Source organism: Gemmatimonas aurantiaca, assembly GCF_037190085.1.
GTDB lineage: Bacteria > Gemmatimonadota > Gemmatimonadetes > Gemmatimonadales > Gemmatimonadaceae > Gemmatimonas > Gemmatimonas aurantiaca_A.
This window is the reverse complement of record NZ_JBBCJO010000001.1, coordinates 32,725-59,395: the sequence shown is the minus strand read 5'-3', so window position 1 is coordinate 59,395 and position 26,671 is coordinate 32,725. Positions and strand designations below refer to the sequence as shown.

General features: G+C 66.6%; 28 protein-coding genes. 19 read left to right on the top strand and 9 right to left on the bottom strand.

Going from position 1 to position 26,671, the window contains the following annotated elements; translation table 11 throughout:
* Window positions 1–19: 19 nt before the first annotated feature.
* The 3 genes from WG208_RS00260 to WG208_RS00250 are packed head-to-tail and all read right to left on the bottom strand — an operon-like array spanning window position 20 to window position 2,891.
* Window positions 20–1,609, bottom strand: coding sequence for an FtsX-like permease family protein (locus WG208_RS00260; RefSeq protein WP_337169307.1), 1,590 nt, complete (start codon window positions 1,607–1,609; stop codon window positions 20–22).
* Window positions 1,606–2,352, bottom strand: a complete 747-nt coding sequence (locus WG208_RS00255) for an ABC transporter ATP-binding protein (RefSeq protein WP_337169306.1) — start codon at window positions 2,350–2,352, stop codon at window positions 1,606–1,608. Before WG208_RS00255 ends, WG208_RS00260 begins: the two co-directional genes overlap by 4 nt.
* Complete coding sequence (locus WG208_RS00250; RefSeq protein WP_337169305.1) at window positions 2,349–2,891, bottom strand: DUF3299 domain-containing protein; 543 nt, start codon at window positions 2,889–2,891, stop codon at window positions 2,349–2,351. Before WG208_RS00250 ends, WG208_RS00255 begins: the two co-directional genes overlap by 4 nt.
* 78 nt (window positions 2,892–2,969) lie before the next feature.
* Here WG208_RS00250 and ruvB point away from each other — a divergent pair, with 78 nt between their 5' ends.
* The 15 genes from ruvB to WG208_RS00175 all read left to right on the top strand — a co-directional run bounded on the left by ruvB (window position 2,970) and on the right by WG208_RS00175 (window position 16,306).
* Window positions 2,970–4,004 carry a Holliday junction branch migration DNA helicase RuvB gene (gene ruvB, locus WG208_RS00245; protein ID WP_345786949.1) on the top strand — a complete coding sequence of 345 codons (1,035 nt, stop codon included), beginning with the start codon at window positions 2,970–2,972 and terminating at the stop codon, window positions 4,002–4,004.
* A gap of 126 nt (window positions 4,005–4,130) precedes the next feature.
* Window positions 4,131–5,243, top strand: a complete 1,113-nt coding sequence (queA, locus tag WG208_RS00240; RefSeq protein WP_337169303.1) for a tRNA preQ1(34) S-adenosylmethionine ribosyltransferase-isomerase QueA — start codon at window positions 4,131–4,133, stop codon at window positions 5,241–5,243.
* Between the two features lie 58 nt (window positions 5,244–5,301).
* Window positions 5,302–6,456 (top strand): tRNA guanosine(34) transglycosylase Tgt, encoded by a 1,155-nt coding sequence (gene tgt, locus WG208_RS00235; protein ID WP_337169302.1) that lies wholly within the window; start codon window positions 5,302–5,304, stop codon window positions 6,454–6,456.
* Entirely contained in the window at window positions 6,453–6,803 is a 351-nt protein-coding gene (gene yajC, locus WG208_RS00230; RefSeq protein WP_337169301.1) for a preprotein translocase subunit YajC, read from the top strand. The genes tgt and yajC overlap by 4 nt, the downstream gene beginning before the upstream one ends.
* A 20-nt stretch (window positions 6,804–6,823) precedes the next feature.
* Window positions 6,824–7,363: a peptide deformylase gene (gene def / locus WG208_RS00225; protein WP_337169300.1), complete on the top strand. Its 540-nt coding sequence runs from the start codon at window positions 6,824–6,826 to the stop codon at window positions 7,361–7,363.
* A gap of 14 nt (window positions 7,364–7,377) precedes the next feature.
* Entirely contained in the window at window positions 7,378–8,394 is a 1,017-nt protein-coding gene (gene fmt / locus WG208_RS00220) for a methionyl-tRNA formyltransferase (protein ID WP_337169299.1), read from the top strand.
* Window positions 8,391–9,758: a transcription antitermination factor NusB gene (locus WG208_RS00215; RefSeq protein ID WP_337169298.1), complete on the top strand. Its 1,368-nt coding sequence runs from the start codon at window positions 8,391–8,393 to the stop codon at window positions 9,756–9,758. Before fmt ends, WG208_RS00215 begins: the two co-directional genes overlap by 4 nt.
* A 1-nt stretch (window position 9,759) precedes the next feature.
* Entirely contained in the window at window positions 9,760–10,281 is a 522-nt protein-coding gene (locus WG208_RS00210) for a PASTA domain-containing protein (protein WP_337169297.1), read from the top strand.
* A 62-nt stretch (window positions 10,282–10,343) separates the two neighbouring features.
* Entirely contained in the window at window positions 10,344–11,009 is a 666-nt protein-coding gene (rpe, locus tag WG208_RS00205) for a ribulose-phosphate 3-epimerase (protein WP_337169296.1), read from the top strand.
* The gene (locus tag WG208_RS00200; protein ID WP_337169295.1) at window positions 11,006–11,557 is read left to right on the top strand and encodes a TlpA disulfide reductase family protein; all 552 of its coding nucleotides are present in this window, start codon (window positions 11,006–11,008) and stop codon (window positions 11,555–11,557) included. The genes rpe and WG208_RS00200 overlap by 4 nt, the downstream gene beginning before the upstream one ends.
* Window positions 11,558–11,669: 112 nt before the next feature.
* Window positions 11,670–12,761: a tRNA (adenosine(37)-N6)-threonylcarbamoyltransferase complex transferase subunit TsaD gene (tsaD, locus tag WG208_RS00195; protein WP_337169294.1), complete on the top strand. Its 1,092-nt coding sequence runs from the start codon at window positions 11,670–11,672 to the stop codon at window positions 12,759–12,761.
* 78 nt (window positions 12,762–12,839) lie between these two features.
* Entirely contained in the window at window positions 12,840–13,646 is an 807-nt protein-coding gene (locus tag WG208_RS00190) for a prolipoprotein diacylglyceryl transferase family protein (RefSeq protein ID WP_337169293.1), read from the top strand.
* A 133-nt stretch (window positions 13,647–13,779) separates the two neighbouring features.
* The gene (locus WG208_RS00185; protein ID WP_337169292.1) at window positions 13,780–14,067 is read left to right on the top strand and encodes a FeoA family protein; all 288 of its coding nucleotides are present in this window, start codon (window positions 13,780–13,782) and stop codon (window positions 14,065–14,067) included.
* Window positions 14,051–16,165, top strand: a complete 2,115-nt coding sequence (gene feoB / locus WG208_RS00180) for a ferrous iron transport protein B (protein ID WP_337169291.1) — start codon at window positions 14,051–14,053, stop codon at window positions 16,163–16,165. The genes WG208_RS00185 and feoB overlap by 17 nt, the downstream gene beginning before the upstream one ends.
* Window positions 16,166–16,174: 9 nt before the next feature.
* The gene (locus WG208_RS00175) at window positions 16,175–16,306 is read left to right on the top strand and encodes a FeoB-associated Cys-rich membrane protein (protein WP_337169290.1); all 132 of its coding nucleotides are present in this window, start codon (window positions 16,175–16,177) and stop codon (window positions 16,304–16,306) included.
* Between the two features lie 57 nt (window positions 16,307–16,363).
* Here WG208_RS00175 and WG208_RS00170 read toward each other — a convergent pair whose 3' ends face one another.
* Window positions 16,364–16,885, bottom strand: coding sequence for a hypothetical protein (locus WG208_RS00170; protein ID WP_337169289.1), 522 nt, complete (start codon window positions 16,883–16,885; stop codon window positions 16,364–16,366).
* 110 nt (window positions 16,886–16,995) lie between these two features.
* On the opposite strand from WG208_RS00170, the gene WG208_RS00165 reads away from it, so the two are divergent.
* The 3 genes from WG208_RS00165 to WG208_RS00155 all read left to right on the top strand — a co-directional run bounded on the left by WG208_RS00165 (window position 16,996) and on the right by WG208_RS00155 (window position 18,846).
* Complete coding sequence (locus WG208_RS00165; protein ID WP_337169288.1) at window positions 16,996–17,787, top strand: haloacid dehalogenase type II; 792 nt, start codon at window positions 16,996–16,998, stop codon at window positions 17,785–17,787.
* A 137-nt stretch (window positions 17,788–17,924) separates the two neighbouring features.
* Complete coding sequence (locus tag WG208_RS00160; protein ID WP_337169287.1) at window positions 17,925–18,296, top strand: heavy metal-binding domain-containing protein; 372 nt, start codon at window positions 17,925–17,927, stop codon at window positions 18,294–18,296.
* A gap of 94 nt (window positions 18,297–18,390) precedes the next feature.
* Window positions 18,391–18,846, top strand: coding sequence for a cytochrome b562 (locus tag WG208_RS00155; RefSeq protein WP_337169286.1), 456 nt, complete (start codon window positions 18,391–18,393; stop codon window positions 18,844–18,846).
* A 16-nt stretch (window positions 18,847–18,862) separates the two neighbouring features.
* Here the strand turns inward: WG208_RS00155 and WG208_RS00150 are convergent, their stop codons facing one another.
* The 3 genes from WG208_RS00150 to WG208_RS00140 are packed head-to-tail and all read right to left on the bottom strand — an operon-like array spanning window position 18,863 to window position 21,273.
* Entirely contained in the window at window positions 18,863–19,606 is a 744-nt protein-coding gene (locus WG208_RS00150; RefSeq protein ID WP_337169285.1) for a hypothetical protein, read from the bottom strand.
* Window positions 19,603–20,301, bottom strand: coding sequence for a haloacid dehalogenase-like hydrolase (locus WG208_RS00145; protein WP_337169284.1), 699 nt, complete (start codon window positions 20,299–20,301; stop codon window positions 19,603–19,605). Before WG208_RS00145 ends, WG208_RS00150 begins: the two co-directional genes overlap by 4 nt.
* A 6-nt stretch (window positions 20,302–20,307) precedes the next feature.
* Window positions 20,308–21,273 carry a DMT family transporter gene (locus tag WG208_RS00140; protein ID WP_337169283.1) on the bottom strand — a complete coding sequence of 322 codons (966 nt, stop codon included), beginning with the start codon at window positions 21,271–21,273 and terminating at the stop codon, window positions 20,308–20,310.
* 53 nt (window positions 21,274–21,326) lie between these two features.
* On the opposite strand from WG208_RS00140, the gene WG208_RS00135 reads away from it, so the two are divergent.
* Window positions 21,327–21,755, top strand: coding sequence for a hypothetical protein (locus WG208_RS00135; RefSeq protein WP_337169282.1), 429 nt, complete (start codon window positions 21,327–21,329; stop codon window positions 21,753–21,755).
* 68 nt (window positions 21,756–21,823) lie between these two features.
* On the opposite strand, the gene WG208_RS00130 is transcribed toward WG208_RS00135, so the two are convergent.
* Both WG208_RS00130 and WG208_RS00125 read right to left on the bottom strand, forming a co-directional pair.
* The gene (locus tag WG208_RS00130) at window positions 21,824–22,612 is read right to left on the bottom strand and encodes an SH3 domain-containing C40 family peptidase (RefSeq protein ID WP_337169281.1); all 789 of its coding nucleotides are present in this window, start codon (window positions 22,610–22,612) and stop codon (window positions 21,824–21,826) included.
* 4 nt (window positions 22,613–22,616) lie between these two features.
* Window positions 22,617–26,513 carry a PAS domain S-box protein gene (locus WG208_RS00125; RefSeq protein WP_337169280.1) on the bottom strand — a complete coding sequence of 1,299 codons (3,897 nt, stop codon included), beginning with the start codon at window positions 26,511–26,513 and terminating at the stop codon, window positions 22,617–22,619.
* Window positions 26,514–26,671: the final 158 nt, after the last annotated feature.

Below are 26,671 nucleotides of genomic sequence, written 5' to 3'. Positions count from 1 at the left end.
TGTTGCCGCCGCTTCCCAATCACGCCCGTGGGCTCAGTCCATCCACGAGACTGGTGCGGTACGCTTTCCAGGCGGGCACGAAGCCGATGAGCATGCCCGACACGATCACGATCGCGAGATACATGTACTCGGTCTCACCGAGTGCACGCAGCGCGAGATGCAGACCGAAGCGCTGTTCGATCGGCCCCTGCGCCAACGCCAGCCCGGCGTACACGGCAGCCACACCGACGATGCAGCCGATGATGGCCAGCATCGTACTCTCGATCACGAGCAGCGCGATGATGGTTTTGGGGCCGGCGCCCACGGCACGCAGGATCGCCATCTCCCGACGACGCGCTTCGAGTGACGAATAGAGCGCCACCAGCATACCGGTGATGCTGATCGCCACCGCGAACATCGCGATCACCCGCAGACCCACTTCGGCGCTACCGATGTTCTGCCACAGCTCACCCAGTGCCACACCGGGAATGACGGCCGTGAGCGGTTCCACCAGATCGGTGTTCATCTCCCGCTGCAGCATCAGCGCTTCGAAACGGTTCTTGGTGCCCACGAAAAATGCGGTGATCTGATCGTCGCCGTGATCGTGCGCCTCCGCTTCATCGTGCTTCTCCTCGGCGGGCGCGGCCTTCACGGGTGTTTTCACCACCGGCTTGACCGGCTGCGCCACGACCGCCGCCGGCGCCTCGGCACCCGGCATCACCATCGGCGTGCCCGGTGGGGGTTCGGCTCCCGGCATCGCCATCGGGGTGCCCGGCGGAGGTTCCGCGCCCGGCATCGCCATCGGCGTACCGGGCGGCGGCGCCACCGGCAGTGCGGCGGCACGACGTTTGTTGGCTTCCACCACCGCGACCGCGGCGGCGGACGATGCCGACGAAGCGCGACCTGCCTGGGCCGACGCACGGCCGGGCGCCGAATCGGGACGCGGCGAGATCGAGGTGGGCAACACCGGAGCAGGTGCCGCGGTCTCCACACCCTCGTGCATCGCTTCGATGCCTTCCAGCGTCACGTACACCGCACGATCGATCGGCGTGAACGTCCGCGCCAGCACACCCACCACGTGGAACGGATGCGCATCATGATTGGACGTACCGATGTCGCGCAGGCCGTGGGTGACCACCACCGGTGTGCCCACCGTGTACTTGAGGCGATCGGCCACTTCGCTGCCGATCACCACTTCCGTATCGGACTGCGCCGCCCGACCGGCCGCGAACACGATCGGATTGTTCTGACGATAGCGATACCGCTCGTAGAACTCCGTCGTGGTGCCCACCACGCGGAAACCCCGATGGCTGTCGCCCAGCGAATACGGCACCACCCACTTCACCGCCGGATGCTCCGCCCACCGTTCCATCGTGGACAGCTTCACCGAACCGGCCGGCGAACCGATGCCGAACACGGTGCTCAGCAGGATCTGCAGGGTGCCGCCGCGCGCGCCGACAATCAGATCGACACCCCGGATGGTGCCCGCAAAACTTTCCCGCACCCCGGCGCGCACCGTTTCGATCCCCACCAGCAGCGTCACCGACAACGCGATGGACGCCACCGTCAGGGCCGTGGTGAGCAGTCGACTGCGCAACGACGCCAGTGCCAGACGCAGAATGAGCATCATGCGGCACCTCCGTGCGGCGCGGCAAAGGTGCCGGTCTGCCGGCTGCTGCGCGCGGCGTGATTGATCTCGGTCAGCTCCACGATGCGGGAGAACAACGGCATCAGTGTATGATCGTGACTGACGAACACCAGCGTGGCGCCGGCCTTCTCACAGGACCGGAACAGCAGTTCGAGGAACTGTTCCCGGCGATCCGTGTCGAGCGCGCTGGTGGGTTCATCGGCGATGACCACCTCGGGGTGCCCGATGAGCGCGCGCGCCGCCGCCACCCGTTGCTGCTGTCCGACGCTCAGTTCGGTGATGGGCGAGTCGAGATACCGCGCGATGTCGAGCTGCTCCGCCACATCCTGCACCGCCGCGTCGTACGACTGCGACCCCAGTCGCTGACGACGCACCGGTTCGAGCCGGATGGGCAACAGGATGTTCTCCCGCACCGGGAGGTACGGAATGAGGTTGAACATCTGGAACACATACCCCAGATGCCGCGCGCGAAACGCGTCCCGCGCACCACTCGACATCGTGGAGAAATTCTCGCCGAGCACTCGCACCTCGCCGCTGGTGGCCTGCAGGACCCCCGCGAGAAGGCCGAGCAGCGTGGTCTTGCCACTCCCGCTCGGCCCGTGCAGGAAGACCGTCTCGCCACGGGCGATGGTCAGCGAATCGATCGCCAACACATCGGCCCCGGTGCGATAGGCAAAGCGCAGCTTCGAGAGCTCGACGGCCGGAGTGGCCGCCGCGCCCGTCATTTCGACGAGTAGGGCTCGACCTTCATCCCTTCGAGTTGATAGCCCACCGTCCCATAGGGGCTTTCGATCGAAGAGATCTTGAGGCGTCCGGACATCCACACCGCGTCGAACAGGTTCAGCTTGACCGACTTCCGGCCCGACATCTCGACCATGACGATCTGGTTGGGCGGCGGCGGCGGGGTGTGCACGCAGGCTCCGTAGTACGGCACCAGCAGGAACTCGGCGCCTTCCTCCTGGAAGTCGTCGAGCGGCACCACGAAGCCCGGCAGACGCACGAGCTTGCCGTCGAGCTTCTTCAGGGTGTCGGAAGCCTTGCCGTTGGAGTAGTCGAGACCGGCCAGCACGCGCCAGTCGATGTTGACCGTCTCGTCTGCGGCCTCGGAGGCGGGGACCGGGGTGGCCTTCGCCGGCGTGACCGCGGTGGCCGCCTTGGCCGGCGTCGGCCGGTCCGGACCGGGCGGGGTCGTGAATGCCGACGACGCCACCACGAGGGCGGCAATGCCGGTCAGGGAAAGCAGGGCGCTGGGACGACGATGCATAGGGGCTGGCTCGCTGGCAGGACGGGAATGTCTCAAAATACGCAGTCGCGGCCGGCCGCGCTGCGGTATCTTCCGGCCATGAGTCGCGCGGAGATTACTACACCGGAAGTGCTTTCCGAGGAAAGCGTCGTCGAATTGTCGCTGCGCCCCCAGCGTCTGGCCGAGTTCATCGGTCAGGCCAGGGTGAAGGAGAGCCTCGGGATCGCCCTCGACGCGGCCCGGGCCCGCCGGGAGCCGCTCGACCATCTGCTTTTCTTCGGGCCGCCGGGGCTGGGGAAAACCACCCTGGCCGATCTGATCGCCCGGGAGCTGGGCGTGAACCTCACGGTGACCTCCGGGCCGGCCCTGGAAAAGCCCAAGGACCTCGTCACGCCGCTCACGAATCTCCGGGAAGGCGACATTCTCTTCATCGACGAGATCCATCGCCTCCGGCCGGTCATCGAGGAGTTCCTCTATCCGGCCATGGAGGACTTCCACATCGACATCCGTCTCTCCGAAGGCCCCAACGCCCAGACCGTGCAGGTGGGACTCGAGCGCTTCACGCTCGTGGGCGCCACGACCCGTCTGGGCATGCTCACGGCGCCGTTGCGCGCCCGGTTCGGCATCGTGCACCAGCTCGGGTTCTATCCCGTGGAGGAGCTCGAAGTGATCGTCCGGCGCACTGGCGAGGTGCTGCGGGTGGAGATGGACGCGGAAGGTGCCGGGGAGATCGCACGCCGGTCGCGTGGCACACCGCGTGTGGCCAATCGGCTGCTGCGTCGTGTGCGCGACTACGCCGAAGTGCGCGCCGACGGCCGCATCACGCGGGCCGTGGCCGAAGCGGCGCTCGCGCTGCTCGACGTGGACCATTTTGGTCTCGACGACATGGATACCCGTCTGCTGCGCACCATCATCGAAAAATTCGATGGCGGTCCGGTGGGTCTCGCCACCATCGGCGCGGCCATCGGCGAGGATCCGGGCACCATCGAGGAGGTGTACGAACCGTTCCTCGTGCAGCACGGCTTCCTGCAACGCACGCCGCGCGGACGCGTGGCCACCGCGCACGCCTATCGGCATCTGGGCTTCGTGCCCCCCGTGGGCAGTCCCGAGCAGCCGGGATTGTTCCCCGGCTGAAACCGCCGAACCCACGCGGCTTCCACCCGCGGCCCGGAATCGGACCATCGATATGAGTATGATGATATGCTCCGAGCCCGCCGCCGTTGCGCGCGGAGCGTGGATCTGTTGTCTTTCAGGGCTCCCATGACCGTTCCGCCCGATCTGCGCGGCGTGCCCGAGTCCGACATCGACCTTCCGCCCGCGGAACCCGGTCGTCCCGTCGGGGATCGCACCGCCGACTACGACTACGACCTCCCCGAGGAGCGCATCGCGCAGCAGCCCGTCGAGCCGCGTGATGCGAGTCGTCTGCTCGTGGTCGATCGCGCCACGGGAACGCGTACGCACCGGCATTTCCGCGACATCCTCGCGTTGATCCCTCCCGGCGACACCATCGTGCTCAACACCACCAAGGTGTTCCGGGCGCGCCTGCTCGGACATCGGGAGAGTGGGGGACCGGCGGAGATCCTGCTGCTGCGTCATGTGCGCGATGCGCACTACGAAGCCATGATCCACCCCGGCGGCAAACTGCGCCCCGGTCGTATCGTCACCATCGCGCCCGGCTTCACGGTGGAGATCGTCGACACCACGCCGCGCCGCACACGCATCGTGCAGCTGCACGCGCCCGATTTTGCGTCGGTCACCGACGCGATCGAACAGCACGGGCACATTCCGCTGCCACCGTACATCGAACGCGCCGACACGGAAACCGACGTGCAGCGCTACCAGACGATCTACGCGCGGCAGGCCGGATCGGTGGCCGCCCCCACGGCGGGACTGCACTTCACCGACGAACTGCTGGCCGCGCTGGACGCGCGGGGGGTCGGGCGCGTGAACGTGCTGCTGCACGTCGGCGCGGGAACGTTCCGACCGGTCAGCGACGACGATCCATCCAAGCACGTCATGCACGAGGAGTGGTGCGAAGTCACCGCCGACGCCGCCCAGCGTCTCAACGACACCCGCGCCCGCGGCGGACGCATCTGGGCCGTGGGCACCACCTGCGTGCGCACCATCGAGACCGCCTCCGATGTGCACGGCGTCGTGCATCCCTACCTCGGCGAAACCAACATCTTCCTGCGGCCGCCCTATCGCTTTCGTGGGGTCGATCATCTGCTCACCAACTTCCATCTGCCCCGCTCCACGCTGATCATGCTCGTGGCCGCGTTCGCGGGGTACGACCTGACGATGCAGGCCTACCGCGAGGCCGTGGCGAGCGAGTACCGGTTCTACAGTTACGGGGATGCGATGGTGGTGCTGTGAGTGACGGGTTGGGCGTTTCGGGTTCGGGGGTGAACGGCCGGGTGGCGGGTGGTGGGTCGTGAGTGGGTTCGGGTTTGCCGTACACGGCACAGATGGGGAGGCGCGGGCGGGTGTGTTCTCGACACCGCATGGACCCGTGCAGACACCACAATTCATGCCGGTGGGCACGCTGGCGTCCGTGAAGGCGCTCGACCCCGATGATCTGCACCGGCTCGGAGCAACCATGGTGCTGGCGAATGCCTATCACCTGCGCCTGCGGCCGGGCGACGAAACCGTGCGCACGTTCGGCGGGTTGCATCGGTTCATGCAGTGGGATGGTCCGATGCTCACGGATTCGGGGGGATTCCAGGTGTTTTCCCTCGAGGGATTGCGCACCATCGCCGAGGAGGGCGTGGAATTCCGCAGTCATCTCGATGGCTCCCTGCAGCAGTTCACGCCGGAGTCGGTGATGCGCATCGAGCGCAATCTCGGCGCCGACGTGATCATGCAGTTCGACCACGTGGTGCCCGGACAGTCACCGCACGAGCTGGCGCGGGAAGCCATGGAACGCAGCGTGCGCTGGCTGGTGCGCTGCCGCACCGCGTTCGGGCAATTGCAGGCCGAGGACACGCTGGCCCCCACACCGGTGCAGGCGCTGTTCCCCATCGTGCAGGGCGGCATTCATGCCGATCTGCGGCAGGCGTCCGCCCGGGCCATTCAGGACGTGGGCGACTGGGTGGGTTACGGCATCGGCGGGCTGTCGGTGGGGGAAACCAAGCCGGACATGTATGCCATGCTGGACGTGGTCAACGGGGTGCTGCCCCGCGACCGTCCCCGGTATCTCATGGGCGTGGGTTTTCCGGAGGACCTGGTGGAGGGGGTGGCACGTGGGGTCGACCTGTTCGACTGCGTGGCGCCCACCCGCATGGGTCGCACCGGCGCGTTTTTCACCACCACCGGCCGGCGCAGCATCAAGAACGCCGCCTGGCGTCTGGACACCACCCCGCTGGACTCCGACTGCGGCTGCGTGGCGTGCACCCGGTTTTCCAAAGGCTACATTCGCCATCTGTTCGTGGCCGAGGAGATCCTTGGACTCCGCCTCCTGAGCCTCCACAATGTACATTTCCTCGTTGCGCTGATGCGCGAGGCCCGGGACGCCGTCCTGGCCGGCACCTTCGCGGGCTGGAGCCGTGACTGGCTCGCCCGTTATCACTCCCGCTCCTCCGTCTCATGACCGCACCCGTCATCGCCAGCTTCGCTCTGCTGCAGGCCTCGCCCACCACGGCGATCCCGCAGATGATTTTCATGTACGGCGCGATTTTCGCGATCTTCTATTTTGTGCTCATCCGCCCGCAGCAGCGGCAGCGCAAGAAACACGACGAAGTCGTGCGCACGCTCAAGAAGGGCGACGAGATCGTGACCGCCGGCGGTATCGTCGGTGAAGTCGTGCACATTGCGTCGCAGGGCAAGGATGGCGCGGCCACCATGGAAGACCGCATCACCATCAAGTCGGGTGAGTCGCGCCTGATCATCGAACGTGGCCGCATCGCGCGCGTGGGCAGCCCCACGTCGGCCGCGTAAGGTCCACGCCCGGAGACACCGTGTCGCTGCTCGATATTCACGTCCTCGGCTCGCCCATTCTCCGACAGGAGACGGAGCGGGTGGAACAGGTCACGCCCGAACTGCGCCGTCTCGTCGACAACATGTTCGACACGATGGAAGCCGCCAAGGGCGTCGGACTGGCCGCGCCTCAGGTGGGCCGCACGGAGCGCTTGGCCGTGGTCGATGCCGACGACGTGCGCCTCGTGATCATCAATCCGGAGATCGTGCTCCGTGAAGGACTCGAGCGTGGAGAGGAAGGTTGCCTCTCCATCCCCGAGGTGTACGCCGACGTGGACCGGCCGGCCCGGGTGATCGTGCGCGCGCAGGACATCGATCTGAACTGGTTCGAAGTCGACGCGGCCAATCTGCTGGGTCGATGCCTGCAGCATGAAATCGATCACCTGCACGGCAAGCTGTTCACCGATCGACTGAGTCTGCTCAAGAAGCGCGCCGCCATGCGCGACTGGGAACAGGAAAAGACCAAGTATCCCAAGCTGCTGCGTGTGCTGCCGGTGGGTGATCTCCCGCCGGAACGCTGAGCGGGCGACGCCCCATGCGCATTCTCTTCTGGGGCACGCCCGACTTCGCCGTGCCACCCCTGCGTGCCCTGCTGGGCGAGGGCCACGATGTCGTGGGCGTGGTCACGCAACCCGATCGCCCGCGCGGGCGGTCGCGATCGCAACTCGATCCGTCGCCGGTCAAACAGGTGGCGCTCGAGGAAGGGTTGCCGGTGCTGCAACCCGACAGGCCACGCGGTGAGGCGTTCCTGGCCGAGATGCGCGCCCTCGCACCCGACATCTCGGTGGTGGTGGCTTATGGTCACATTCTGCCCAAAAACGTCATCAATCTGCCGCCACACGGCACGCTGAACATTCACGCGTCGCTGCTGCCGGCGCTGCGCGGTGCGGCGCCCATCCAGGCCGCCATTCTGGAAGGGATGCCGGAGACCGGCGTGACCATCATGCAGATGGTGCCCGCGCTCGACGCGGGAGACATGCTGCATGTGCTGCGCATGCCCATCGACGACGACATGACCTACGGCGAATTGCACGATGCGCTCGCCGAACATGGCGCGCTGGCCATCGTGCAGGCGCTGGCCATGATCGATGCCGGCGTTTCGCACGCGCTACCGCAGGAAGAATCCCTCGCCACCTATGCCGCCAAGATCGATCGGGCCACCGCGCAGATCGATTTCCGTGCACCGGCCCGGCAGGTGCAACGGGTGGTGCGGGCGTTCGATCCGCGTCCCGGCGCCTGGGCCATGTTGCGGGACACGTCGGTCAAGTGCTTCAGCGCCCGTGTCGTGGGCGATGGCAGTGATGCAGCGCTCGACGATCCCACCCGCGAGAGTCCGCCGGGCACCGTGCGCAGCGTGGAAGCCGACGGCGTCGCCGGTGGCATGATCGTGCGGTGCGGCGTGGGCGCCGTGCGTGTGCTCGATGTGCAGCCCAGCGGCAAGCCGCGCATGACCGCGTTGGCCTGGGCGCGTGGCCGTGGCGTGAGCATCGGCGATCAGTTCGCGCTGCCTGTCGTCGCTGCGTCGGCATCCGCGACCGCGGATCCCGCGTGATCGTCACCCCGTCGCGCATTGCCGCCGCCGGCGTGCTCGCCGACCTGCGCGCCGGACAGTTGCTCGACGCCAGCTTCGAGCGGCGCACCGCTTCGCTCGACGCCCGCGACCGGCGATGGGTGCAGGAGCTGGTCTGGGGCGTGCTGCGTCATCGCGATCGTCTCGATGCCATGCTCGCATCACGCATCCGCGGCGGGCTCGGTGTGCTCGATGACGGAGTGCTCGATGTACTGCGCCTGGGCACCCATCAGTTGCTGTCGATGGACAGTGTGCCGCCCTACGCCGCCATCGGACAGTCGGTGGAGGCGGTGAAGCGCCGTCACGGTCAGGGGGCGGGCAAGCTGGTGAATGCGGTGCTCCGCCGTGTCGATCGTGAACGCGCGCACATCGACCCCACACCACCCGCCGATCCCGTCGAAGCACTCGCCCTGCGGTATTCACACCCCGCGTGGGTGGTGGCGCGCTGGGTGGAACGGTGGGGGCTCGAAGAAACGGGTGCACTGCTCGCGCTCGACAATGCGCCTGCACCGGTCGTCGTGCGTCCGCATGGCATCGACGCCGATGCACTCGCGCATCGGCTCGCCCAATCGGACGTGACCACCCGCGCCGTGGCGCTGGTGCCCGACTCGCTCGAGATCACCGGCCCGGTGGCCCTCACCGAACTCGAGACCTTCCGGCGCGGACAGTTCTACGTGCAGGATCCGGCCGCGACCCTCGTGGCCCGATACGCCCATGTGCCTGAACACAGCGTGGTGGCGGACCTCTGTGCGGCGCCGGGCAGCAAGGCCCTCGAACTCGCACGTCGGGCGCGACTCGTGGTGGCGGCCGACCGCAACCCCGCGCGCGTGACACGCATGCGCGCGGGGTTCGCACGACTGACCGCCGACCTGGCCGCACCAGCTGCCCCAGTGGCGCCGCCTACAGCGACGGACACCACGCCCGTCTCCCGCCTGGTTCCGCTGATTGCCGATGCCACGTGTCCGGCCATCACCGCGGTGGACGCCGTGCTGGTGGACGTGCCCTGCACCGGCACCGGCACCTTCCGGCGTCATCCCGATGCCCGCTGGCGTCTCCAAGTCTCCGATTTTGCCGTGCTGGGGGCGCTGCAACGCCGTATTCTGGCCGCGGCCGCGACCGTCGTGCGGCCGGGCGGGTTGCTCATCTACAGCACCTGCTCGCTCGAACCCGAGGAGAACGACGAACCGGTGGACGCCTTTCTCGCTGCGCACCCGGAGTTCACCGTGGAACCACCACCCATCGGCGTGGTATCGGACAGCGTCATCGACCAGGGACGACTCCGCGTCCTGCCACATCGCCACGGCACGGATGGCGCGTTTGCCGTCCGCATGAGAAGGGCAGCCTGACATGGCCAAGACCAGGACTTCCTCCCGCCAGCGTGCGTCCACCGGCGGCGCCGTCTACCGCCTCTGGGGGCTGCGCGCGCTCGTCGCCATCGTGGTGGGTGCCGCACTGGGAGCCGCCGGCGGCGTGATGACCGTGAACAAGCTCGAACCGGGACGGGCCGACAGCGTCGATTCACTCGCCGTGATGCTCGACTCCATCTCGCAGGGCAACATTCCGAAGCCCACCGCGTCCCCGGGCACGGCGCCCGCCGCCGCGCCGGCTCCGGATACACAACCCACGAGTGAAACGCTGGTGGTGGTGCCGTCGGTGATCGACCTCGAGGAAGGCGCGGCACGCAACGCGATTCTGGACATCGGTCTGCAGGTGGGTGAAGTGCAGTTCCGGCCGTCCGCCAAACCGGCGGGCATCGTGCTGGCCACCTTCCCCATGTCCGGCGCGCGTGTCATGACCCGCAGCGCCGTGACGCTCGTGCTCAGTGATGGCCGTGATCCCGCGGACACGCTGCACACGTCGTGGCACTGAGCCACGTTGCCGAACCAACACCGTTCGTTTCCCGATTCTTCGCAGACTCCCGCACCCTTCCGATGACCGTTCGTATCGCTCCCTCCGTGCTCAGTGCCGATTTCCGCATCCTCGGCGACGAGATCGCGATGTGTGAAGCCGGTGGCGCCGACTGGATCCATGTCGACGTCATGGACGGCCGCTTCGTGCCCAATCTCTCGTTCGGCGTGAAAGTGATCGAGGCGGTGCGCAGGTCCACCACCCGCGTCGTCGACGTGCATCTGATGGTGCAGGAGCCCGAGAAGTATTTCGACGACTACGTGAAGGCGGGCGCCGATGTGCTCACCATTCATGTGGAGGCCGCACCGCATCTCGACCGCCAGCTCATGCGCATCAAGGAACTCGGCGTGAAGGCGGGCGTGGCGCTCAATCCCGGCACTCCGCTCGCGGCCATCGAGGAGGTGGTGCACCTGCTCGATCTGGTGCTCATCATGAGCGTGAATCCCGGCTACGGCGGTCAGAAGTTCATCGAATATTCCGTCGACAAGATCGAGCGCATGCGGTTCCTGCTCGATCAGGCCGACAGCGCGGCCGTGTTGGAAGTGGACGGCGGCATTTCGCGCGACACCATTCAGCGCTGCTGGCGCGCCGGCGCCGACACGTTCGTGGCCGGCAACGCCATCTTCGGTGCCGCCAATCCGCAGGCCGAGATCGCGGTGCTGCGCAATCTGTGCACGGAGTCGGTATGACCGTCAAACAACAGTGGCTCGTCGTGCTCGCCATCGTCGCCCTGCTCGGCGGCGGCGCGTTCGCGGCATCGCATTTCCTGAAGGACGAACTCACCAGTGTCACGGTGGGCTCCAACGCGCCGGGTTTCATCGCGCAGACCCTCGAGGAACCCGGCCGCCCCAAATCGCTCACCGACTATCGGGGCGACGTGGTGGTGCTGAACATCTGGGCCACCTGGTGCATTCCCTGCCGCGCGGAAATGCCGAGCATGGAAGCGTTGTACAAGGATCTGGGGCCCAAGGGCCTCAAGATCGTCGCCATCAGCGTGGACGACGCCGACGCCGGTCAGAAGATCCGCGATTTCGTGAAGGAGTACGGCATCACATTCGACGTCCTGCACGACGGAACCGGATCCATTCAGGGGATCTATCGCACGACCGGCGTGCCCGAGACGTTCGTGCTCGACCGCGAGGGCATGATCCGCAAGAAGTGGATCGGGGCCGACGACTGGGCCTCCGAGGGCAATCGCCGGCTGCTCGAACAACTGCTCGCCCAACCGAAATCCTGAGCCACGCTCCGATGCGGATCTCCTCCATGGTCGTGGTGCGCGCGGTGGTGGCGCTCGTGCTCTCCATCGCGCTCTGGGTGTTCATCCGCGCGAGCGCGTGATGCATCGCGGGATGCATCGAATGACGCAGGGCGCGACACGTCGCGTGCTGGGCATCGAGACCTCGTGTGACGAGACATCGGCCGCAGTGGTGTCCGGTTCGCCGGAGGAGATGACGCTGGAATCCTGTGTCATTCTCTCGCAGGACGTGCATCGGTTGTTCGGTGGTGTGGTGCCCGAGATCGCGAGCCGGCAGCATCTCGTCGGCATCGTGCCGGCCGTGGAGGCGGCGCTGCGCGAAGCGGGCGTCACGATGGACGACTGTGACGCGGTGGCCGTGACGCATGCACCGGGGCTGGTGGGCGCGCTGCTGGTGGGCACGAGTTTCGCCAAGAGTTTCGCCTTCGCGCACGGCAAGCCGCTGGTGCCGGTGCATCATCTCGAAGGCCATCTCTTCGCCACGATGCTCGAACAGACCGATGCGGCGCCGCCATTCACGGCACTGCTCGTGAGCGGGGGACACACCTTGCTGCTCGACGTGCCCGAATGGGGTCACTACGCGTTGCTCGGACAGACGCGTGACGATGCCGTGGGCGAAGCGTTCGACAAGGTGGCCAAGCTGCTGGGTCTGCCCTATCCCGGCGGACGCCCCATCGAGGAGCTCGCGGCCACGGCCGCATCGCCCGCGCACGGACATCCGCATCGGTTTGCCCGTCCGATGCTGCGCAAGTCGGCCCAACCGGGCGACGACGACTACTACGACTGTTCGTTCAGCGGCCTCAAGACAGCGGTGCTGCACGCCGTGCGGAACGCCGAACGATCGGGCACACTGGACGCGGAGCGGGCCAGTATCGCCCGCGGCTTCCAGGATGCCGTGATCGAGACACTCGTGGAGAAGACCGTTCGTGCGGCGCGGCAGTTCCGGCGGACCCGGGTGGTGCTGGGCGGGGGGGTGGCCTGCAACCGCGCGTTACAGGACGCGATGCGGGCAGCCATGGAGCGCCGGCAGGGTACGGTTCACGCTCCCACGCCACGATTGGCGACCGACAACGCCGCCATGATTGCGGCGGCGGGCATATTTCGGTTGGCGCGCGGGGAGTTCGGCGCACCGGACCTGACCGCCACCGCATCGCTGCCGCTCCCCGGGCTTCGCCGCGCGGGATAACATCAGACGTCATTCACGCTGTATTCAGCTGTATTCGCGCTTTCTTCACGCTTCTCTTCACGTCCCACACCCTCACGCGTGCCCATCGTTCATCATCCGACGGCCCTCAAGCTTGGCCCGCTCGAGATCACCGGTTTTGGTCTGGCGGTGCTGGCGGCTTTTGCCATCTCGCAGATCATTTGCCAGCGCGAGCTGTGGCGGCGGGGACAGGACAAAGAAGCCGCGGCCATCCCCGATCTGGTCATGGCCGCGCTCCTCGGGACGCTGATCGGGGCCAAGACCTACTACGTCATCCTGACCGGCGACCCGGGGGCGTTTCTGAGCCGGGGCGGCTTCGTGTTCTGGGGCGGCTTCATGGGTGCGGTGGCGCTGTGTTTTGCCGTCATCCGTTTCAAGAAGCTCGATTTCCTACGCATCGCCGATGTGGCAGGCATCGCGATCGCCGCGGGGTACGCGGTGGGTCGGACGGGCTGCTGGGCGGTGGGCGACGATTACGGTCGTCCCTGGAACGGTTTCCTGGCCACGCAGTTTCCCGAAGGCGCGCCGCCGAGCACGGTGGCGGTGATGTCGGACCAGTTCGGTATCACTTTTCCGGCCGGTACGAGCCCCAGCGAAGTGGTGGCGGTGCACCCCACGCAGCTGTACGAGACCGCCATGGGATTCGGCATGTTCGCCATCCTCTGGGCCTTCCGGAAACACCAGCACCGGGAAGGCTGGCTGTTCGGCCTGTACTGCGTGGTGGCGGGCGTGGAGCGCTTCATCGTGGAATTCTTCCGCGCCAAGGACGACCGGTTCTTCGCCGGACTGACCATGGCCCAGGTCATCGCCATGGGCATCGCCCTGATCGGCGTGACTCTCATGGTCTCGCGCCGGAAGCCGGCCTGATTCGCCAGCCGCTCTGATCCAGCGGGATTCCGGACTGATTTCATAGGCGATTTCCGGTGTCCCCATTGCACAGACCGGATCAGTTCGGATAACTTGCGAATCAGACCTTTGAGAACAATTCTCAACAAAGACCGTGGCCGCTTTTTCCCTCCCCCTCCCCACTCTGCAGTCCGCCGATGCGCCCGCGCAGGGCACGTGCACGCTGAACACCTGCCGTGCCGGCACCCGCGCGACGGTGGTCGATATCGATTGCAGTGGCGATGAAGCCTGTCGCCTGCGCGCGCTGGGCCTGTGCGAGGGAACGGCCGTGAACGTGATCGACTCACGTGATGCGATGCTGCTCGATGTGCGAGGCACCCGTCTGGCGCTCGGCGCGGCTCTGACAGCCGGCATCACCGTTCAGCTTGCCGCCCGCGTCTGAGCTGCGGGTTGCCATCATCGGCAACCCGAACACCGGCAAGACGACCCTTTTCAATGCGCTGACCGGACTCCGGCAGCGCGTTGGCAATTTCGCCGGCGTCACGGTCGATCGGGTCGAAGGCGCCTTCAAAGGCCCCGACGGACGTCGTATCGTCGTCCTCGATCTGCCGGGCAGCTACTCGCTGTCGGCCGGTTCACCCGATGAGCAGATCGCGCTCGACGTGCTCCAGCGTCGCGATGCGGACCGTTGGACCCCGCAGGTCGTGCTCGTGGTCGTCGACGCAGTGCACCTCGAACGCAATCTGTTCCTGACGGGACAGGTGCTCGAACTGGGCGTGCCGGTGGTCATCGCCCTCAATCAGTTCGATGTCGCGCAGACGGAAGGCATTCAAATCGACGTGCCCGAGCTCATTCATGAGCTGGGGGTGCCGATCGTGCCCACGGTGGCCAAACGCGGGGAAGGCATCGAGCCGCTCAAGCAGGCACTGCTGACGGCGGCAACCCTGCCCGCGCCCATGCGTCGCTTCACGCTGCCCGAGCCGGTGCAGACCGCGCTGGCTCCGGTGGAAGCCTGTCTCACGGCCAACGGATTTGCCGGGAGCACGGCCGCCATGGAAGCCTTGCGGGTGCTGGGCGTCGAACGCACCGACGCGCATCTCGCGGAAGTTCCGGGTCTGGCCGGTGCGGTGAAGGAAGCCACGGCGGCGGTGCAACAGGCCGGTTTCCGTCCGTCGCGCCTCGAATCGGAGGTGCGTTACGCCTGGATCGCACAGGTGGTGGATCGCACCGTCACCCGTGCGCATGCGGGCACGAACAGCCTCTCCGATCGCATCGACCGGATCGCGCTGCACCGGGTGTGGGGGCCGGTCCTGTTCCTGCTGCTGATGGCCGTGGTGTTCCAGTCGGTGTTCACGTGGGCGACCCCGCTCATGGACGGCATCGAGGCGCTCATCGCGAGTGCGGGCAGCGCGGTGGGCTCGGTGCTGCCCGAAGGCGACCTGCGGTCGCTCGTCGTGGACGGGGTGTTTGCCGGTGTGGGTTCGGTGCTGGTGTTCCTGCCGCAGATCGCGATTCTCTTCACGTTCATCGGTCTGCTCGAACACTCGGGTTACATGGCCCGCGCCGCGTTCCTGATGGATCGGGTCATGCGATCGGTGGGACTGCACGGCAAGAGCTTCATCCCGATGCTGTCGGGATATGCGTGCGCGGTGCCGGGCATCATGGCCACACGCACCATCGAGGATCCCAAGGACCGGCTGGCCACGATCATGGTGGTGCCGCTCATGAGCTGTTCGGCGCGTCTGCCGGTGTACACGTTGCTCATCGGCGCGTTCGTGCCGGCCACGGCGCTGCTGCCGGGCCTCACGCTCCAGGGCGCGACGATGCTGGGCATGTATCTCCTGGGCACGGTGGTGGCGCTGCTCATGGCGGCGGTGTTCAAACGGACCCTCCTCAAGGGTCCGGTGCGACCGATGATCCTTGAGCTGCCGCCCTATCGCTGGCCCAGCCTCAAGTCGCTGGGGGTGTCGGTGTACCAGCGCTGCGCGTTGTTCGTGAAGCGCGCCGGCACAGTCATCCTGTCGCTGTCCATCGTCCTGTGGGCGCTGGCCACGTATCCGCGCATCGAACCCGATCCCACGGCAGCGCCCGAAATACAGCAGGAGCAGCAACTCGAGCACTCCATTCTGGGACGCATCGGCCATGGCATCGAACCCGTCGTGCGCCCTCTGGGGTATGACTGGAAGATCGGCGTGTCGATCGCGGCCAGCTTCGCGGCCCGTGAGGTGTTCGTGTCCACCATGGGCACGATCTACGGCGTGGGCAGCGAGGACGAAGCGGCACTGAGCGAACGACTGCAGCAGGAGAAGGACGCCACGGGGCGCCCGGTTTATTCGTCGCTCGTGGCCGTGGGTCTCATGGTGTTCTACGTGTTCGCGTTGATGTGCATCAGCACCACGGCCATCACGGTGCGTGAGGCGGGTGGTGGAGCGATCGGCTGGAAATGGGCGGGCATTCAGTTCGCCTACATGCTGGCCCTGGCGTACAGCGCAGCATGGCTGGTGTACGCCGGCGGCCGGGCACTCGGCTTCGGTGGTTAGGAGGCGCGGATGTCGACCATCATCGTGGTACTGATCGTGTCGGGCGCGGTGTTCTACTCGGCCTCACGGGTGTGGAAGGCCGTCGTGGCGTCCCGCAAGCCGAAGGATGGATGTGGCAGTGACTGCGGCTGCGGGCACTGACGGCTATCGAAGAATCCCGCTCGGAACGCACCGATCGACCGAGCGTATGCATTGCGGCTACCAGCGCGGCTGATCAGGAGGCCCCGCCGGATGTTTCCGACATGCTGGCGGCTGTTCGATCGTGTAGATGAGTGACGCCACCCGCCACCGGCCCTCGCTCCTGATCAACGTGAACACGTCCACGCCGCAATGCGACCAGGTCTTGCCGATGTAGAGATCATACGGCATCCACACCTGCGCGACACGATCCTGCACGCGTGCCGTGGCTTCGAATCCCCGCTCCGTGAAATCGGCCGGGCCCGGTGACGTGTAGCGTGCCCAGGACCCCAGCGAGTGTCGTTCGACGCCGTTCCGTACACCAATGCCGCCCACGATCGACGAGTCCAGGATCAACCGCTTGAGGGTCGCACGGTCACCGCTCGACAGCGCCACGAGCACCGAGTCCGCGACGGCGATGACGGCCCGGGTATTCGCGTCGGGACGTTGTTCGGTGCTCTGTGCGTGAGAGGCCGGCGCGAAGAACAGCAGCGACGACAGAGCGAGTGGGGTCGCGAGGGCGCGCGCCGTGGTGAACAGCATGGGAACTCCGCCGTGGAAGGAGGGGCTATCCTACGGGGCCCGTGCCCACTGTGTCAACGCCGGGTCCGACTGCATTCCTCTGTGTTCCCACCGTCCAACCCGTCCTCACGATGACCCATGGAGTGACGACCATGACACTCGATCGCCGGAATTTTCTGACACTGACGGCAGGCGGCGTGCTGGCCACGGCATTGCCGGCGGTCTCCCTGGCCGGGCAAGGCAAGCAGGCCGGCTTCAAGGCCATTGCCTTCGACGCATTTCCGATCTTCGATCCCCGTCCCATCGCCGCGCTGACCGAGAGGCTGTTCCCCGGTGAAGGCCAGGCACTCATGAATGCCTGGCGGGTCCGGCAGTTCGAATATCAGTGGTTGCGCGCACTGGCCGGTCGGTATGTCGACTTTCTGGAGGCGACACATGACAGTCTCGTGTTCGCCACGGACCAGCTGCGGTTGAAGATGTCTCCGGCCCAGCAGGCGCAGTTGATGGCGGCGTGGTCGAATCTGCAGGTCTGGCCGGATGCCGCCAACGCTCTCCGGACCTTGCACGATGCCGGCCTGCGACTGGCGCTGCTGTCGAACATGACCACGGGCATGCTCACGGACGGTCTCAGGAACGCCCGACTCGACGGTCTGTTCGAGGCGGTCATCAGCACCGACCGGATCCGTTCGTACAAACCGGATGCCCGTGCCTACCAGCTGGGCGTGGACACTCTCCACCTGCCAAAGGAGGAGATCCTCTTCGTGGCCTTTGCGGGTTGGGATGCGGCCGGTGCGAAGTGGTTTGGCTATCCGACGTTCTGGGCCAATCGGGCCGGTGCGCCCCGAGAGGAACTGGGGGTCGACGCCGATGGAACGGGCGCCGACCTGACGGCCCTCGTCAACTTCGCCCTGCCCCGGCGATGACACGCCCCCCGATTCGCCGCCGCGCCCGCTCGCCGGGTCGTATCGGTGGGAGGTCATCCCGGCGGCCCGTCCAGACGGGCGCATGCCACGTGTGCTTGGCGAATCGCAAACTTCCAGATGCGCGGTAGAATAGAGACATGGCGGACATCGTCCATTCGCAGGTTGCCGACTTTCCGTACCACATGACCACCACGGCGTTCGATCTCCCGGGCTACCGGATCACGGCGTCGCTCGGTGTGGTGCGTGGCGTCGTGGTGCGTTCACGGTCGCTGGTCGGCACCTTTGGCGCGGGTCTGCAAACGATCTTCGGTGGCAACATCTCGTTGTTCACATCACTGGCGGAGCGCACGCGCCAGCAGGCGTTCGACACCATGCTGCTGCAGGCGGAGATGGCCGACGCCGACGCCGTGATCGGTATACGCTACGATGCGACCGAGATCATGAGCGGCGTGACCGAGGTGCTCTGTTACGGAACGGCCGTGCGTGTCGTGCCGCTTCCCGAGACGTGACGTTTTTGTACGATGTGACCTCACCAGCGGACCTTCACACGGCGGTATGAGGCTGCCGATGCGAACCCGATCCACACTCCCCACCCCCTCTTTCATGCTCCAGCGTTTCCGACACATCGGCACTCTTTCCATTCTCGCGCTCGCGCTGACCACCAGTGCGCTCGGCGCTCAGCAAACCGAAGAGAAGACGCCGCTCGGCCAGAGGATGACGGCGATGAACGCGGCATTCCGGACCATCGGACAGCAGATCGCGGATTCGAGCAAGAACGCCAGCACGATGGAACAACTCGCCATCTTCGAAACCAACGCCAAGGAAGCACTGGGGTTCGAGCCGGAAAAGAAGGCGCAGATCCCGGAGGCCGATCAGGCGAAGTTCGTGGCGGACTACAAGGCCGGTATCCAGAAGCTCCTCGACACGGCGGGCAGGCTGCATGCGGCGCTCCACAGCGGAAACAACACCGAGGCGGCGGCCATCGTGGAAGAGATGCGCGGTCTGCAGCGCAGCTCGCACGGAGAGTTCCGCATCCGGCGTCCCCCGCCGGGTGCGTGAACCATCGTGAAGGGGTCTACTCCCCTTCTCCCGTCAGCAGTTCGCGCGTTCCGTTCCAGGCTTCATCCGCGGCGCCGAAGGTTTCCTGTACCACGCCGATCCACCGCCGCCAGTCGGCGATGCGCGTATCCATGGCCCCCCCACGGAGTGCATCGCCGGCCAGTGCCACACGTTCGAGCGCCTCGAACAACGGCTCCGCTTCCTCCTCCATGGCCGCTTCGAGTGCGCGCTGCTGCGCCCGTTGCTGGGCGCCGTCTCCCGGTACCGTGATCACCGCGATCTCGGCGATTCCGCGCAGCATCTCGTCGGCCAGCCGCGCGCCATCGAACAGCGCGACCTGCCGTTCCGGGTCACTCACGCCCTGCATGGCCCGCCGTGCCGCGAGCAGGGGGGCGAACCAGCGATCCTGTGCGTTCTGCAATGCGACATTGCCGCCCAGCGGCAGCGACCAGCCGCTGGTGCGACCTCCACGCATCAGTTCCGGTACGCGACAGGCCTGATCCAGGAGCGCGTGCCCCAGGGCGCGCAACGAGCCGTCACCGGAAAGTTCGAGCACATCGTGCTCCCGCAGATACACGGTGAGCGTGGTCTGAGCGATCGCGACCCCATCGATGCCCTCGAGAGCGAGTTTCCACGCGGCCGCCGGTGGCCAGGTGACCACCAGCCCATCGGGTTCCAGCGATGCGGCGCCGAGCGCGTCGACCTCACGACCGCGTACGATCCCGACCACCCGCACGGGAAACGGACCGGCAATACTCACGCGAGCATCGCCTGGATCACCGCGTCGGTGTCTTCGAGCGTGGCAAACACGGCGGCCGGTACATGTTCGGCGAGGGCTTCCACCGAGTAGTGCCCCGTCGCCACTCCGATGGCCCGTACACCGATCGAACGGCCGCAGTGAATATCCGCCGGGGTGTCGCCGATGATGACGAGCTGTTCTCCCTGCACCGGCCGGCCGAGCATGTCCTCGGCGCGTTTCCGCGCAATGCCGGGAAGCTCCGGACGATGTTCGTGATCGCAGCCGAAAGCATTCACGATGAACTGATCGAAGTCCACGCCCACCGCACGCAGCTTCTGCTGGGCACCGGCGCGCACATTGCCCGTGAGCAGCCCCAGCGTGACATCCTCGCGGGAGCGCAGACGTTCGAGCAGCGGCATCACGCCGGCACACAACACGGCCTGATCGGGACGATCACGCAGCTCGGCTTCCAGATACTGCAGATAGTCTTCCAGCAGGCGATCCATGTGGTGCGCGATGCGCGCGCTTTCCACGCCCATGGCCTGCATCTGCTCGCGCACGATCTGCCGATCCGTCTTGCCGTCGTACCGATAGTCCGGACTGCCGGTGGCGCCGAACGTCTCCTGCAGAGCGCGTTCCAGCGCACGGCGTCCCGCACCGTCGGTGCGCAGCAACGTCCCATCGATATCGAACAACACGACCTTCATATCCGCCATACCCATCTATGCGCGCCTCGTCGCCATCGGTGTGTCCGTGAGTGTGCCCACTGCCCGGCGTGATACCCGCGTGAGCAGCAAACCGCCCAGAATGAACGCGGCTCCCGTCAACTGCCAGCCAGTGGGTCGTTCGTGCAGAATGATCCAGGCCACGGCCAGTGCGATCACCGGTTGCAGATTGCTGTACATCGACGTGCGGGTCGGGCCCAGCACCCGCACGCCATGGTAGTAGAGAAGATAGGCGATCACGAGCGCACCCAGTCCCGCATACGCCACCGATGCCCAGCCCGTCGGCGGTACGGCGCGCCAATCGAGGCGCAGCAGATCGGGGAATGCCACGGCCACGATCATCAGCGCGCCGCTGGCCATCGTCACCGCCGACAGATGCAGCGGATGCGCATCACGGGTATGCGGCTGCAGCAGCACGGTGAAGAGGGCCCAGCAGACACTCCCCGCGGCCATGAGAGCCGCCCCCAGCATCACCTGTCCGCCCCCTTCGAAACCGCGCGCACTGCCCACCACGCAGACCACACCCAGCAACTGCAGGCCGATGCCCATCCAGGCCACGCGGGTCACGTGCTCCCGTCCCATCAGGCGCGAGATGATGGCCACCCACGCCGGCGTGGCCGCCACGATCAGTGCCGCGACACCGGCTCGCGTACGCGACAGTCCGAAGATGAAGAACAGTTGATACAGCCCGTTCCCCAACAATCCGATCAGCAGCAGCTGCCAGCGCTGACGCGGCGATGGCCACGGCACGTCCCGCACGAACAACGCCACGGCAAACAGCACGAACGCGGCCAGCACCATGCGTGCGCCATTGAAGGCCAGCGGCGAGAGGTACTGGAGGCCGACTTTCACGACACTGTAGTTCACCCCCCAGATGGCCGCCATGAAGACCAGCCATGCATCGGTGGCGCCGAATCCATGGCGCGCGACGGCCGGCGAACCGGAAGGGGGTGCGGAGGACATGATCAAATCTAGAAGGCCCGTGCCGACGGCTGGTAGCGTGGTTAGCTTGGGGCATGAACGTCATCTTTGCGCTCTTCGCCGACGCCGCGAACATCTCCCAGGAAGGGAAGCTCAATATCCTGGGCATCTTCGATGCGGTTCACGTCGCGCAGCTTCCCAGTCTGCACCCGCGGGCCACGTTCGTGTTGCGCATCAAGGCCGCCGCCAGCGACCGGGGTGTGCATCCCATGGTGCTGCGCTGGATCAATCCACGCGGCGCGGAACTGTGGACGTCCGAAGCGGAGCTGGAGATCGGCGCGGCTCCGCCCAATGCCACCGATCTCGACATGCCGGTCATCCTGCAGCTCGATCTGCCGCTCGATGTCCTGGGAGACTATCGGATGACGGTCACCATCGACGAACGTCCGCAGACCATCGCCATTCTGCATGTACGCGGCGGAGCCCCCGTGGTGCCGCCCGCGTCAGGTCAGATGATGAGCTGAGTATGGCCTGAGGGTGGGCTGATCCAACGGAGCGCCCCGGTCGGGGCGCTCTTGCATTGCGGACGTTTTCAGGGCGTACGCAGACGGTGCACACCGACGCACTGCGCGCGAAGCCGGACGACGTACGGATCGTCGGCATCGAGATGCTCGACGGCCACGCCTCCCCGCGTCAGTGCGCTGTGTACCATGCGACCATCGCCGAGTGCCAGCCCGACATGCGTGATACGCCGGTCGTCGCGATCGGAGAAGAACAGCAGATCGGAGGGTTCATGATTTGCCAGCGCATCCATCGAGACGGGATCGGTGGCATCGGCCTGCTGCCAGGCATCGCGGGGCAGCCGCACGCCATGCAGCCGTGCGGCGCGCTGCACGAGCCCCGAGCAATCCACGCCCCACGGGGTCACTCCGCCCCAGAGGTAGCTGGCACCACGGAAGAACGACGCGGCGGTGGCGGCAATCATGCTCCGGTCCGGCGGAAACATGGATGGCAGATCGGCCGCCCGCACCCACGCGCCGGCGATCACGTCCTGCTCCGGCGCGAACCGCGCCCCCAGCGGCAATGCCCGCATGCGCCCTGCCTCATCGCGGGTATTGTGCCTCTCGCCAGTTTCGCAGCCGAGCGACCAGGGCCATGACGCCTCATCACCTCGAACGGCCGACAGATAACCGGCGTGTGTCCACCCCGCATAGTCATCCGGGCCGCGCACCTGCACCCAGTCGCCGCGCTCGTCGAGAATCGTCACGATCTCGCCGGCCAGCAGTTGCGAGGTGAGTGCGTGAGCGATGCGCGGTTCACCAAGCAGCGGAGCCACGGCCGCGCGCACCGTACGCGATGGGCGGATATCCGGTGCGTTCACGATCTCACTCCGGCTCACCGAGGATCTGTTTGATGCGTTTCTCGAGCTCGACGAGTGTGAACGGCTTGGCCAGCACGGGGCGACCGGTCTGGCGGATGAACCGCGCCGCGTGATCGCTGTGCATGTCACCGGTCATGAACACCACACGCGCCGCCTGCTCGGGATAGGCATCGATCATGGTTTCGTACACATCCTCGCCCGTGATGCCCTTCATGCGCAGGTCGAGCAGGATGAGATCGTAGGTGTTCTCACTGAGCGCGTCCAGGGCCATCTGGCCGTTCTCCGTCATGTCCACCTGATAGCCGCGCGTGCGAAGGAAACGGCCGATCGCCGACCGGAGCGTCGCTTCGTCTTCCAGCAACAGGACACGGGACACGGCGCGCAACTCCGTGCGTGGCGTCGAAGGCGCGGGTGCAGACATGGGCGCGGGGGGCGTCTCCGATGCAACGGACTCCGAGGACAGCCGCGTATTCATGATGGCGTGCACCGCGGCATTGCTGCGCGGTGTGAGCCGGCGATCGGCCAGCGCGGGTGCGCCGGCCACGGGCAATCGCACGGTCGCCGTCGCGCCTTCGCCGTGCCGTGACTGGATGTCGAGCTGCCCGCCGTGATCGCGCACGATGGCGTGAGCGATGGTCAGGCCGAGTCCCCGCTGTCCGCGCGCCGAGCGTGTGGTGAACATCGGTTCGATCACCCGCGGCAGATGCTGCGGCAGGATCCCCGGTCCGTTGTCGCGAAGACGCAGCACCACGGCGTCTCCCTCGGTACGCGTTTCCAGCAGGAGTTCACGGTCCCCGCTGAATTCCGAGAGGGCCTGCTCCGCGTTCGTGAGCAGATTGGAGATCACCTGCTGCAGTTGCAGTGGGTCGCCATGCACATCGGGCAGTTCGCGCTGGAACGTGGTGCTCACCCGCACCGCCTGTGCCTTGAGGCTGTGCCGGAAGAGATCGAGCGCCCGTCGCAACACCGTGTTGAGATCCACGGCCGACCGTATGCCCCCCACCTGCGGTGCCTCGCCGGTGGTGTCGAGCAACTGATTCACGATACGCGAGGCGCGTCGCGCCTCCTCCACCATCTGCTCCATCGCCCGGCGATCGTCCTCCACCAGTGTCGGGGACGCCACGTGCAATTCGGCCACGGCCAGCAGACTGGCGAGTGGATTGTTCAGCTCATTCGCCACACGCCCCAGCGATTGTCCCACGGCGGCCAGACGCGCCTGCTGCAGCTGGGCTTCCCGCTGGATCTCGTCGTTGGTCACGTCACGCACGATGCCCAGCGCTCCGACCACCTGCCCCGACGCGTGAATGGGCGCCGTGGTGACCATGGCCATGCGCGGGCCGTTGTACCCGATGCAGCGGATGTGCAACCGCAATCGTTCGCCGGCCAGTGTCGCGCGCATCGCGTCCATCGCCTGCGCCCGGTCCACCTGGTCGACGAGCACGCCGAAATGCAGCCCCAGCACCTGTTCACGGCGCAGCCCGGATTCGTTCAGGAACCCCTGGTTGACCGAGATGAAATGTCCCTGGAGATCGACGGTGAAGATCGCATCGCTCGCACTCTCGACCAGCCGCGAGTACAACACCTCCGACCGTTCACGGGCCAAGGCATCGGCGCGCTGTTCCGTGATGTCGCGCAGACAGGCCACGGTGCCGCGAATGACGCCGAGTTCCACCAGGGGCGTGGAGCTGACCTGCACGTTGCGTCGTGTGCCGTCGGCGCGCAGCACCTCACATTCGTAGCGCACGCGCGCGCCACGCCGCACCGATGCTTCACTCGCCAGCACGGCCGCCAGCCAGTCCTGCGGGATGAGCTCGTTGGTCCGCGCATCGGTGATGTGTTCACGCTGGAACAGCGCCTTGGCCGCCGGATTCGCGAACGTGATGCGACCGTTGAGTCCTGTGATGATGATCGCGTCGGAAACGGTCTCCAGCACGTTGCGGTGCAGCTCCGCCAGACGGGTCGCCTCGGTCACGTCGTCGAACGTGATGACACAGCCGCCATCGGGATGGGCGCTCACCAGCAGGCTGAGCAGCCGACTGTGCACGAGATCCTTCACGGTTTCCCGCACCGGGACTCCGTCACGCAGCGCCCGGGCGATGCACGCGTCGATCATCGAGGCATCGGGGCTGTCGGCAGCGCCCAGCAGCACATCGCGGAAGCGCTGTCCCAGCAGCCCCGGGATGCTCATGCCGCACAATTCCGCCGCGCGGGCGTTGCAGCGGCTCACGGTGAGCGATTCCTCGAGCACCACGATGCCGCTGGCGGTGGTGTCGAACGCGACTTTCCATTCCCGCGTCGCTTTCTCCACTTCCTCGAACAACCGCGCATTGTCGATGGCCACGGCCACCTGATCGGCGAGACGCTGCAGCACTTTGGCATCGTCCTGATCGAACGGACGTTCGCGATTCATGACCGCGATCGCGCCGATCGTGCCACGTCCCGTGCCCAGCGGCGCCATCACGATGCGCTGGATCCGCGCGAGTTGCTGCACGGTACGCGCGATCGGTGCCTCGTGGCTCAACTCGTTGAGCACCACCAGCTCGTTGCCCTGCACGCACCGTCCGAGCAGACTGGTGTTGAGGGGCAGATGCACGCCGCTCAGCACATCGGCCGTTCCCGCGGCGGCCACGATATGCAGGTAGTCGCCCGTGCGCAGGGCGACGCACGCGCCCTCCACGCCGAGCAACGACACCGTGTGCCGGAGAATGAGTCGCAGCACCTCACCCAGGCGCAGCGACTCGCCCACCGCGCGCGCCACGTCGGCCAGCGCTTCGGTGGTGCGTCGCTCGCGTTCACTCTCGGCATACCGCCGCGCATTGGCCAGCGCCGTAGCGGCCTGCGCGGCCATCGTGGCCAGGACTTCCTCGTCCTCGGCCGAGTACATGTCGGCGTTGGTCGAATGCACGGCCAGGACGGCCATGAGCCGGATACCCACGCGCATGGGCACCGCCACCACCGAGGTGGCCGTGCCCGATTCACCGACGATGTCGTACATCGTGAGCGGCGGCGCGAGACCGGCCCGCTCCCGCGCCCGATCGGCGTCACGATCGCCCACACGCACCGGTCGTCCGGTGCGGGCCACTTCGGCGACGAGGCCTTCCCCCAGCCGCACCGGACCGCGCGGACGCTCCACATTGCGCACCATGCGCAGCGTCGTGCTGAGGATGTCGTTGTCGAGATCCGGAACCAGCACCACCACGCCATCACATCGCACGGCCCGCTGCACCTGACGCACGAGTTCGCGGACGATCTCCTGTTCGTCGAGTGAGCGGGTCAGCGATGTCCCCGCTTCCTGCAGCAGTTGCAGCCGCTCATGACGCTGCTGCGCCAGCACCCCCAGCGCGTCGTACGCCACGCGCGCCGCGAGATGACGGACGATGGTCTCGATATCCCGCAGCCGATCGGCGTCCGGACGGCGCCCGTCCCGCACGCCGGCGAGTTTCACGAAGCCCAGCACATCCTGCTGCGGCCCCCGCAACACACCCACGATGAGATCGGTGGGCAGCCACTGCCGATCCGGCGCATCTGGGGACGGGTCGGCGCCGAAGAACTCGCGCGCCACCCAGTCGTCGGTGCCATCGAGGAAAAACAGCCCGCCCACGCGGAAACGTTCGAGATGCGGCAACCGCCGGCGCCACACGGCGCCCGGCAGCGGCTTGAGTGCCAGTTCCGACGGCGCGGATGCGCCGGAGGGCGCGTCCGGCGCTCCCGCCACGCCGAGCACCGTGGGATTGAGCGACGCGTCGCGCAACGACACCACGACCCGATCGAATCCCAGACGCTGGAAGTGATCGGCCGCCACCTGCACCCGTTCCTCGCTGCCCTCGGCGCGATCGATCGCGTCGAGCACCTCCTGCAGCGACCACGTCGTCGAATCGGTAGGCGTCGAAATACTGGGCATGTTCATACAGGACGAGCAGAAAGAAGGCGGAGAAACAACCTAACAACAACGGACTACGGTTGCTGGAACGACGGGGGCTGGGGAAACGGGAGCTGGAACCACGGGAGCTGGGACTACGGGAGCTGGACCGACGGGGGACCACGGCACAGCGGAAGCTG